This is a genomic window from Pseudomonas sp. P4_B4, from assembly GCF_056402255.1.
The window spans coordinates 1-8,912 of sequence record NZ_JBFUHS010000066.1 but is presented as its reverse complement, the minus strand read 5'-3'; the positions used below and the strand labels follow the sequence as shown (position 1 = coordinate 8,912).

Here is an 8,912-nt window from a genome sequence, read left to right as displayed (position 1 = left end):
GGCCAAGCATGTGCAAAAGTTTGGCAGCGCCAGGCTGGATACGCCGGCAACACCGTTACCCGGAGGTTACTCCGCGGAATACGTTCTGAAAAATGAGGCCCAGGTACCGCTGGCGTTTACCCGCTACCGGATCACCACTGAACAGGGCGAAGTGTTTAACGGCGTAACCGACAAGGAAGGGCGAACCATGAGCGCTCATACCTTGTTGCCGGGTGGGCTGAAGATTGAGTTTCCGGATTCCACCTTCTATGACGAACAACTTCGTCTGCTCGGGCCTAACGGCGAATTGGCAAGCAACATCAAGTACTCGGCCACATTGGCTGACGGTCGCATTCTGGATGGCGTGACTGATGGGCAGGGTTACACGCAGCGGTTGGTGACCGAGAAGCCGACGCAGATCACCCAGTTGCTGCTGTTTCCCCCAGAGGATGCGCAACCGTTGTGCTGCGCGGCGCAAAACGCCCAAGCGCCGATGCAAATTGACCTGACCGCCAGTGATGTTTCGACCAACGATACGGACGTGGGCCACTCGACTAAAGATGTTCGCCTACCCAAAGGCAAGAAGCGTTCCCTGACGTCCGGCGAAATCGCCATGGCGCAAACCGTCTTTAAAGATGCAGTCAATTACAGCAAGGTCAAAGTACATCACGGCGGATGGTGGTTGTTTGTCGGGTTTCAGAATACGGCGGTGACACCGAATGGGGAGATGTATTACCCGGAAAGTACTAAGTACTACAGAGATGATTTTTCAAGTACAAAAGACGACAGAGATAAAGCCCTGTTCATGCATGAAATGACGCACGTGTGGCAGTACCAACTGGGTTATCCAGTGAAGAAAAAAGGCCTGACAGTTAGCAGTCGAGGTGCTGAGGCATATGAATACAGTTTGTTTAACGATGGTAAGTTTTCAAATTATAACATGGAACAGCAGGGGGAGATAATTTCGGATTATTACATCATTTGTGTGGTTGGGAATCCTCTCGGGGTGTGGGACCAAAAAAATGTTGGGAAAAGCCCAGAGCTTCTTTCGGCTACGCTCGGAAGCTTTCTGAATGATCCCTCCAGCAAGAAAAATCTTCCAGGATGAAAATGCCCGTGAAATCGATTTCATTGTTGCTGATTGCGCTGTCTTGCGTTGTGAAAGAGGCGAGCGCCACGTCTTTTGGCCTGCTTGGCGAGGCCAAGATTGTTGCTATCAATAATAAGCCGGCTATTTGTTTGCCGAGTGATGTAGGTAAGGGTTTTTCAGTTGGCTGGATATCAGTATCAGAAAGTTATGTGCGAAATGCCCCTGGCTGGGGGGTTGCGTTGAAGCTAGATGCCAAACCTCTGGTATTACAGCCTGGGGGATGCATAGAGTTTGGTAGTGTTCCCGATGGCTATGAGTTATATGATGGGAAAATAAAAATACCTCCACTTAAATTTGAGGAAAATAAAACCTACGTTTTTCAAATGACTGATGCTTATCGGACTACTGATACCTATCGGGCTGCTTTCTGCGTGAAGAAGGTGGTAGGTGATATTTTTGAATTTCTTCAATACGAGCGCCTTTCTGATGGCAGAGAAAAAGCTCCAGTTTGTAGCATTGATTTTCATCGGGTAGGGAAATAGCGATGCTGAAAATAAAATGGCTTTATTGGTTTTGGGGTGCGATGGATTTCTTTTACATTATCCGGTTCGGCTACCTCAATTTTTCCCAGGGCAAGGTGCCGTTTTATAGCGATATTCAATCCTATGTCCAGTTAAGGTCAGAGCATGGGGTTAGTTCGGATGTGCTCTTGTTGTTGTCAGTTCTTCTGAATGTGTCGATAGTTGTTTCAATGGTTTTGTTTTTCGTCGGTTCGCGAACGATTCCGTATCTAATTTACGTTCAATTACCACTTCGGTTATTGCTTGTTGTGCCTTCGCTATCGATTTTTTTATGGCTTTCGAAAGCTGCAGGCGCAACGTCAGTTATATGGTTGATTAGCCTGCTGTTGTTTTCTGAGGCTGTTAAATTGTTTTCCATTTTATTCAGGAAAAAATGGTGTGTTTAGTTGTTTTGTGCAGATCAATCGCTGGCGACTTGCGACGGTTTCAGAATAAATAACTAACAGCATTAAAGGACTGACATGAACGATAGGTTGCACCGTACGGACACACTGGGCTCCTGCAAGACTGTGATCTGCGGCAAACAGAAAATGCACTGGATCGAGTTCCAATTGCTCGATGAACAGGGCGCGCCCCTGGCGAACCTGCCTTATCGCGCGCTGAACGAGGCGACCCGCAGCGACTTCATTCCGGAGTACAGCGGCCGCACCGATGCCGAGGGAGTGATCCGCCTGGACGGCCTGCACCCGTTGGCCATCACCTTGCTGATAGGCGCCGAGCTCTTGGCCGAGATACTGCAAAATCGCCGCCTGCGTGCCCAGCGAGCCGAACCTGCACGCCCCGGCTTCGCTGATCGCACGCCGCTGTATGGTCCGCAGCGTTCGGGCTTCTCGCCCATCGAACAGCAGGCGGTCGCAGCCGGGCATGGCTATCACTACCTGCGTATCGGCCAATTGTGCGATCGACTGCCGACATTCGACCCTCCCTTGGCGGATGCCAGGCAACCTCCGGCCTACCATTTTCCAGACCCAAAGTTTGGCGGGTTTACCATCGGCGACGATCAACTCGATCGCCGGCATGTGTTGGAAGTCTGTCCGCTACGTGCCTGGTCACTGACCTTGCATCACCAGACGGAGTACAGCCTGGTCAATGCTTACAACCTGGCGCTGATGAGTATTCTGGCGTACAGCACGCGGCCCGAGAATACATTGGGTTCCGTTAAGGAGTTCTTCGAACTGCAATGTTTGGACTTATCTCGTACACCCATAATTCTGGACAGCGGTCAGAAATTGCCGTGCGTGGTCACCGATGTTCCCTTCGATGGGCGTTACACCATCGCCAAACCGTTGGACACCACTCAGGTCCGACCACCAGAGGGCGACACCCAACTGTTTTATGCCATCAATGCCACCCAGGTGCTCGTGGCTTGGCGGGGTACCGAGGGGGCGTCCGATCTAGGTACTGATGCGACTTTCCGCCCAGTAAAACCTGAAGTGCAGGCCTTGTGCGAGCCCAAGGTCGCCTGCGCCGACCTGACGCCAGAGGGCAGTGTGCATTTGGGCTTTCGCGATGCGTTCGAACTGTCCAGAAGGGTTTATGCCAGGGATCTGGGTAAGACGATTCCTGAGGCTATTCAAGGTAGAGAACTGTTCATCTGCGGCCACAGCCTGGGCGGCGCCCTTGGGTTAGTGCATGCAGCTTCACTGAAAGCACAGAACCCGCTGCTATACACCTACGGCATGCCACGCACCTTCACTCTTAAGGCCGTTAAATGCCTCGACGAGATCGTGCATTTCCGTCACGTCAACGACATCGATCCAATCCCCAGCGTGCCACCTGAAGCGGCGTTGGATAACTACCTTTACGACCTCTATGGCCCGCTGGGCACTACTCTAGGGGTTGGCTGGTCGATGCTGCAGTTGACCGCCAGTCAGTTGTTCCGCCATGGCGATCCCTTTTGTCACCACGGCGAAATCGCCATGTTCTTCAAGACCGAACAGCACACCCGCCGGCGAGGCTCGCCGTACCCCGCCTACCGCAACAAGGACGGGCTCGGCGCGCCTTACCACACCACCATTGCCTATCGCCTGTCGGAAAAGGTCAAGTTTTACCTGGTACCGAGCCTGAGCCCCGACGACGACCAGCAGGCCGAGCAGGCGCAGCAGCGCCTCACCACCTCGTTGACCGCCGAGAGTCGGGCGAGGTTTTTCCCGCCCTTCAGCAATCCCAAGGCCGGCCGATTCGTGGGTCTCGGCAATCACTTCATGAGCAATTACCAGCCGTACATCTATGGCCAGTTGCTGGAGTCAATCAACCCCGAGCGCTCGCCGTTGTTGAAGCGGTAACTGGATCGACAGAATTTCGAACAGCAGACCAGGGATCATTACGCAAGCCTTGTCGAAGACGAACTGGCACGCAACAGGGTGTTCCTCGACTTGCAAAGTCGTCTCGGCGACACCTTGCGGGTGACGCAACAGGCCGATGGCGGTGCCGAAGCGTTGCAACGCTTCGATGCCGTGGCCGACCCGAGCGCCTGCTACGAAAGAACCCACTGTTGAGCCCGGCCCGCGCTGCCAAGGATCCGACCATGATCAAGAAAACGCCCATCGCGATACTCACTCTGTTCGTCAGCCTCAGCGGTTGTGCCAAGGACCAGAGCCTGGCGCCGCCACCGGACAGCGAATCGATAACCGTGACGGTGAAAATGCCGAAGGAGCTGGAAACGGAAACCCTACAGGTGATGTACCGCTCGACCCTGTGCACCTTTACCGACCGCTCCGCCTTCGGCGAAGCCTATCAACGCGATGGCTATCAACGTACCGATCTGCAACTCGTGCGTGAGGGACAAAGTGACCTCTATGTGGCCAAGCTACCGATCGATGGTGGCGGTGTCTGCCAGTGGCGATTGAGCAACGTGACTTTTGGGGTGACCTATGGCGATCCAACACGCTTTGGAGAGAACGTCACCTATGGTGCTGGGGGCGGGGTGGTGGTGATCTTCGATCACAACAACTCGCCACGCGGTGGCGCGGACATCAAGGTCGAAGGGGATTTGACGATCAGGAAGGACTATTACCCGTGGTTGAGCGAAGCCTTTCTTGGAGGCTATAGAAAACAGATCAGCTTGGCGGGTGAGGGCGATATCTATGTGATGTATCAGGCCCTGCAAGCCCGACAGGTGTATTTCGAACCCGTCCTGCACTCCGACTTTCTGGTCAAATCGGAGGGTACCAAGGTACATAAAATAGGCAGCTTCATAAAATTCTCTTATCCAGATGGTACGACCGTGGCCGACGGTCGTTTCCAACCAGATTTCCGTAAATTACAAGCGATCCGCCAGGCAGCGGAGAACAAACAGTGAGCCTCGCATCTCCTGCCGCGCACAGCCCTTTTGCTCAGGTATGCAACCAACTGTTCCTCGATCGGCAGAGTCTTTTCGGTCATATCTTGCGGAAACCCGACAGCCCTTCAGATCAAGAATAGGAGACTGTTTTCGTAACAATGACTGATACCCGTAACGAGTGTCGCTGTTGTCCGTGTTTGGTCAGTGTCTTGAATGTAAAAAATCAATGTTGGAGTTGAGTTAATGAAATTGTTTATTTTTGCTCTGTCTGGTTTGTTTGTGCTTTCCATTTCAGGGTGTGGATCTATTGGGGCGGGACTTGCGTACGGACCAAACTGCCCTTATCAGGGGGTCCAGTTTGATTTCAAAGCTGCGACTAGTTGGAACTTTATTAAGGAAACGTATGGGTTTGTTATTCCTCTAGCTATTGTCGACTTACCATTTTCTTTCGTTTTTGACACATTTGGACTCGAGCGTGCCCTCGAGCGCACCAATGGCGATGACAGTTGTCCTCGAAAATACGACTTTTAAAGGGCAGGCGTCAAAGAGCATGGGGTGCGTTTTCGTTAATTACTCTGTTGAAGGAGAAGATGCTTCATTAAGTAATTTGGTTGCTTGTTTCGGTTTGTAATCCAGGGCTGATTTTGGAGAAATTAATATGTACCAGGGATTTGTGTTATTGGGTGATAGCACCACGCACGGGGGAGAAGTGATTTCAGCCTCTTCCACAACGATCGTTAACGGAAAACCAGTGGCGTTGGTGGATGATGATGTCAGTTGTCCGATCCCGGGACATGGCGTGAACCCCATCGTCGAGGGGAGTCCCGACTGGTCCGAAAACGGCCGGGCCATGGTGGTGAATGGCTGCCGCAGTGCGTGCGGCTGCCAGATGCTTTCCAGCGCTCCCGACTGTGTGGTGGGTTGAGCCATGGGCTGGGATCGAAAGGCTCCTTCTGTGGTGCAAGCTCCGACGCCGCCGATGCTGGGTCGTTGGGTACTCGCGGCCGTCGTCGCGGTGGTGGTGGGTGTGCTGTTGTTTCTGTTGCACGCCTCAATTCAGTTAGCGCAACTGCAGGCGATCAATGTCTGGTTATTGTCTGGCTCGCCACTGCTGGTCTGGGTTTTGCTGTTCGGTTCCCGTGCCTATTTCTACGGTGGGGCGCTGAGCCAGCATCAATTTCTCGAGGAGGAGGCAGTCAATGCGCAACTGGCCTGGCAAGACTGGGCGCAACGATATCTGGCCGTGCATACCAGCTGTGTGCTGCTGCCGGATCAGGTGTCTGCCAGTGGGCTGCAAGTTCGGCGAGATTTGCCATTGCGCACAGGACAAGCCAGGCGTATAGCAGCTCTGCCTGAGCAGGGCGATCGCGCGCAGGCGGGGCTGCAGATGTTGTTGCCAGTGCTCGGTCCGGCCTTGCAGGCCTTGCCTGCTGAACAGGCGTTGCGAGTCACGCTGTTGAGTGACGTCGAGCCCGATCACTACGCTGCATTGCGCGACGTCTGGCAGCAGTGGAAAACCGCCCATCTCAAGCAACCTGCAACGGTCACCCTGACCAATAAATTGTCGTGCCAATGGATCGACGACACGCTGAAGTCTGCCACCGCAGCCCTCGACTTGATTTTGGTAATGCAGGTAAACGGCGGGGAGGCGTATTCCGATGGGCTGGCGGCCTTGTTGTTATGCCCGGACCAGTTGGCCGTTGCCTGGGACCTTCCTGTGCAAGGTGGCTTGTTGCGCCCGATGCCTTTGGACGTCGCCACCTTGAACAGCGAGCTGGAGTTGTTCCAGCAAACCCAGACGATGGCGCTTCAGGCGACGGGTGTGTTGGCGGACAGCGCTGACTGGCGGCCGCTGACCGGCAATGTTTTTGCCACTATCGGTGGTCAGGCAGCCTCCTTGAGTGCGCAGCAGCTGTGGGTTCAGGAGCACCTGTGCGGACTGCCCGGACCCTTTGGTCATTGGTTGGCAACCGCCTTCGGGTTGGAAATGGTTCGACACCAGCGGCAGGCAGTGCTGCTGCTCGCCAAAGAAGAGTCACGGTATTGGATCAGTACCGTTAGCGCGGGAGAGGTGGCATGAAAGCATGGAGTAACCCATGGCGTCGCGCGGGTGCGGCGGTGTGGATCAGCGTACTGGTGGTCGCCCTGGGATGGGTGATACAGGCCTATGGTGAACGGATGGGGCTGGTGGAAAACCATCACCGAATGCTCGCTTTCTTGTTGATCGTTCTTATTGCGGCTATCGCGCAGCTTGCCCCCCGGTTGTTGATGCAGTTGAAACAGCGAAGTCATCGCGATCAGGGACAGGTAGACAAAGTGCTCCCACGGGCGGACGCGGGTTTGATACTGCCTAAGTGTACTGAATTTGATAGCTCCAGATTGTATGCGTACTTGCGCCGCAATTATGGCTCGCTGTGGCACCGCAAAGTACGCCTCCTGCTCGTCGTCGGCGAACCTCAGCAGATCAAGGCCATCGCCCCCGGCCTGGGCACCGACCATTGGCTGGAAGGCGAGGGCACCGTGCTGCTGTGGGGTGGCAGTGTGCAGCAAGAGCTGGACGACAAGGTGATCGCCCAGTTCCGCCGCCTGACCCGCTGGCGTCCCCTCGACGGCGTGATTTGGGCGTTGAACGCCGAGCAAAGTGCCGACGGCTATCATATGGGTAAAGGCGCGCAGCACCTTCAAGACCTCGCTCGTAGGCTGGGCTGGTCACTCTCGCTGCACCTGTGGCAGGTTTGCGCCAGTCACTGGTTGCAGGAGAAACGCCCGAGCCAGGCGGTGGGCTGCGCACTGTCATCTCGCCTTACCGCCACAGAACTGGAAACGTCGCTGCGCAGTCTACTGGGCCCCATGCGCCAGGAAGGCTGGGCGCAGATGAACCTGACGATGGCGCATGACTTTCTGGTGCGTCTTGCGCGGGACCTGGAGGTCGAAGGCTTGTCACGCTGGCGTAAGGCACTGACGCCGTGGTTCGGCAGTTCCAGGCAGGATGTACCGTTGCGCGGCCTGTGGTTCAGCCTGCCGTTGTCCAATACAACGCAGAACAAGGAAGAGCACTTCTGGCCCATGGACCCTGCCTGGCAAGGCGTGCTCGGCGAGCCAAAACAACCAAGCCGTCGTCTGGGCTGGAGCGCACCACGCGTCGCTTATGGCTTGGTGTTGGCCGTGGCCCTTGCGTGGGGCGCCGGCCTGCTGCTGTCGTTCCTCAGCAACCGCGTGCAGATCCACCATTTGCAGACGTCGCTGACCACGCTGCAACAAGCCACCCCCGGAGACGCGCAGCTCAGCGCCCTCAACGAACTGACCCGCGAACTGGGCCGCCTGGATTACCGCGCCAGCCACGGCTCACCATGGCATCAGCGTTTCGGCCTGAACCAGAACGACGCGCTGTTGGCTATGCTGTGGCCGCGTTACGTCGAGGCCAATCAGCGCCTGTTGCGTGACCCGGCAGCGGCCACGCTCAAGGCCCAGCTCAACGCTCTGGTCAAGCTGCCACCGGACAGCCCCGAACGCGCCAAGCAGGCCCCGGCCGCCTACGCGCAGCTCAAGGCTTACCTGATGCTGGCGCGCCCGGAGAAAACCGACCCGGTCTTTCTCACCCAAGCCTTGGTGGAAGCCGAACCGCAAAGCACCGGCTACTCACCAGGCCTCTGGCACGCGCTGGCACCGACCCTGTGGGCCTTTTACGCCGAACAACTGGCCGCCCACCCAAACTGGCGCATCGACGCCGATCCCAAGCTGGTCGCCCAGGTGCGCCAGGTGCTGATCAGCCAGCTGGGCCAGCGCAACGGCGAAGCCAGCCTGTACCAGACTGTGCTCGACAACGCCGCCAATCACGCGCCGGCGCTGAGCCTGGCGCAGATGGTCGGCGACACCGAGGCATCGACGCTGTTTGCCACTTCGGCCGAGGTGCCGGGGGTGTTCACCCGCCAAGCCTGGGAAGGCCAGGTGCGGCCGGCCATCGATGCCATCGCCGAAG

General features: G+C 56.0%; 9 protein-coding genes and 1 pseudogene. 9 read left to right on the top strand and 1 reads right to left on the bottom strand.

All coding sequences use genetic code 11. The annotated features are described in order from the left end of the window. The 7 genes and pseudogenes from AC1DVE_RS30860 to AC1DVE_RS30830 all read left to right on the top strand — a co-directional run. Window positions 1-1,087 (top strand): annotated as a pseudogene (locus AC1DVE_RS30860) (type VI secretion system Vgr family protein); the annotation flags it as partial. Between the two features lie 8 nt (window positions 1,088-1,095). Next, a complete protein-coding gene (locus tag AC1DVE_RS30855) occupies window positions 1,096-1,611 on the top strand; it encodes a hypothetical protein (protein WP_477784431.1) in 516 nt (171 codons plus the stop codon). A 2-nt stretch (window positions 1,612-1,613) separates the two neighbouring features. Beyond that, window positions 1,614-2,036 carry a hypothetical protein gene (locus AC1DVE_RS30850; protein WP_223533283.1) on the top strand — a complete coding sequence of 141 codons (423 nt, stop codon included), beginning with the start codon at window positions 1,614-1,616 and terminating at the stop codon, window positions 2,034-2,036. Between the two features lie 75 nt (window positions 2,037-2,111). Beyond that, window positions 2,112-3,935, top strand: a complete 1,824-nt coding sequence (locus AC1DVE_RS30845) for a lipase family protein (protein WP_477784430.1) — start codon at window positions 2,112-2,114, stop codon at window positions 3,933-3,935. A gap of 90 nt (window positions 3,936-4,025) precedes the next feature. After that, a complete protein-coding gene (locus tag AC1DVE_RS30840) occupies window positions 4,026-4,148 on the top strand; it encodes a hypothetical protein (protein ID WP_477784429.1) in 123 nt (40 codons plus the stop codon). A 29-nt stretch (window positions 4,149-4,177) separates the two neighbouring features. Further along, window positions 4,178-4,951 (top strand): hypothetical protein, encoded by a 774-nt coding sequence (locus AC1DVE_RS30835; RefSeq protein WP_223456701.1) that lies wholly within the window; start codon window positions 4,178-4,180, stop codon window positions 4,949-4,951. A gap of 225 nt (window positions 4,952-5,176) precedes the next feature. Continuing rightward, on the top strand, window positions 5,177-5,464 hold the full coding sequence (locus AC1DVE_RS30830; protein WP_223456703.1) for a YceK/YidQ family lipoprotein: 288 nt from the start codon (window positions 5,177-5,179) through the stop codon (window positions 5,462-5,464). A gap of 39 nt (window positions 5,465-5,503) precedes the next feature. On the opposite strand, the gene AC1DVE_RS30825 is transcribed toward AC1DVE_RS30830, so the two are convergent. Beyond that, window positions 5,504-5,863: a hypothetical protein gene (locus AC1DVE_RS30825; protein ID WP_471897039.1), complete on the bottom strand. Its 360-nt coding sequence runs from the start codon at window positions 5,861-5,863 to the stop codon at window positions 5,504-5,506. Between AC1DVE_RS30825 and AC1DVE_RS30820 the strand changes: the two genes are divergently transcribed. Further along, window positions 5,862-7,013: a hypothetical protein gene (locus AC1DVE_RS30820; protein WP_223533281.1), complete on the top strand. Its 1,152-nt coding sequence runs from the start codon at window positions 5,862-5,864 to the stop codon at window positions 7,011-7,013. The genes AC1DVE_RS30825 and AC1DVE_RS30820 overlap by 2 nt on opposite strands. After that, window positions 7,010-8,912 (top strand): ImcF-related family protein (locus tag AC1DVE_RS30815; RefSeq protein WP_477784428.1); only part of this gene is annotated, 1,903 nt, incomplete at its 3' end. The genes AC1DVE_RS30820 and AC1DVE_RS30815, both read left to right, overlap by 4 nt.

Coding starts and splice junctions, on each gene's coding strand:
- AC1DVE_RS30850 (WP_223533283.1), top strand. CDS start 1,614: ATGCTGAAAATAAAATGGCTTTATTGGTTTTGGGGTGCGATGGATTTC.
- AC1DVE_RS30845 (WP_477784430.1), top strand. CDS start 2,112: ATGAACGATAGGTTGCACCGTACGGACACACTGGGCTCCTGCAAGACT.
- AC1DVE_RS30835 (WP_223456701.1), top strand. CDS start 4,178: ATGATCAAGAAAACGCCCATCGCGATACTCACTCTGTTCGTCAGCCTC.
- AC1DVE_RS30830 (WP_223456703.1), top strand. CDS start 5,177: ATGAAATTGTTTATTTTTGCTCTGTCTGGTTTGTTTGTGCTTTCCATT.
- AC1DVE_RS30820 (WP_223533281.1), top strand. CDS start 5,862: ATGGGCTGGGATCGAAAGGCTCCTTCTGTGGTGCAAGCTCCGACGCCG.
- AC1DVE_RS30825 (WP_471897039.1), bottom strand. CDS start 5,863: ATGGCTCAACCCACCACACAGTCGGGAGCGCTGGAAAGCATCTGGCAG.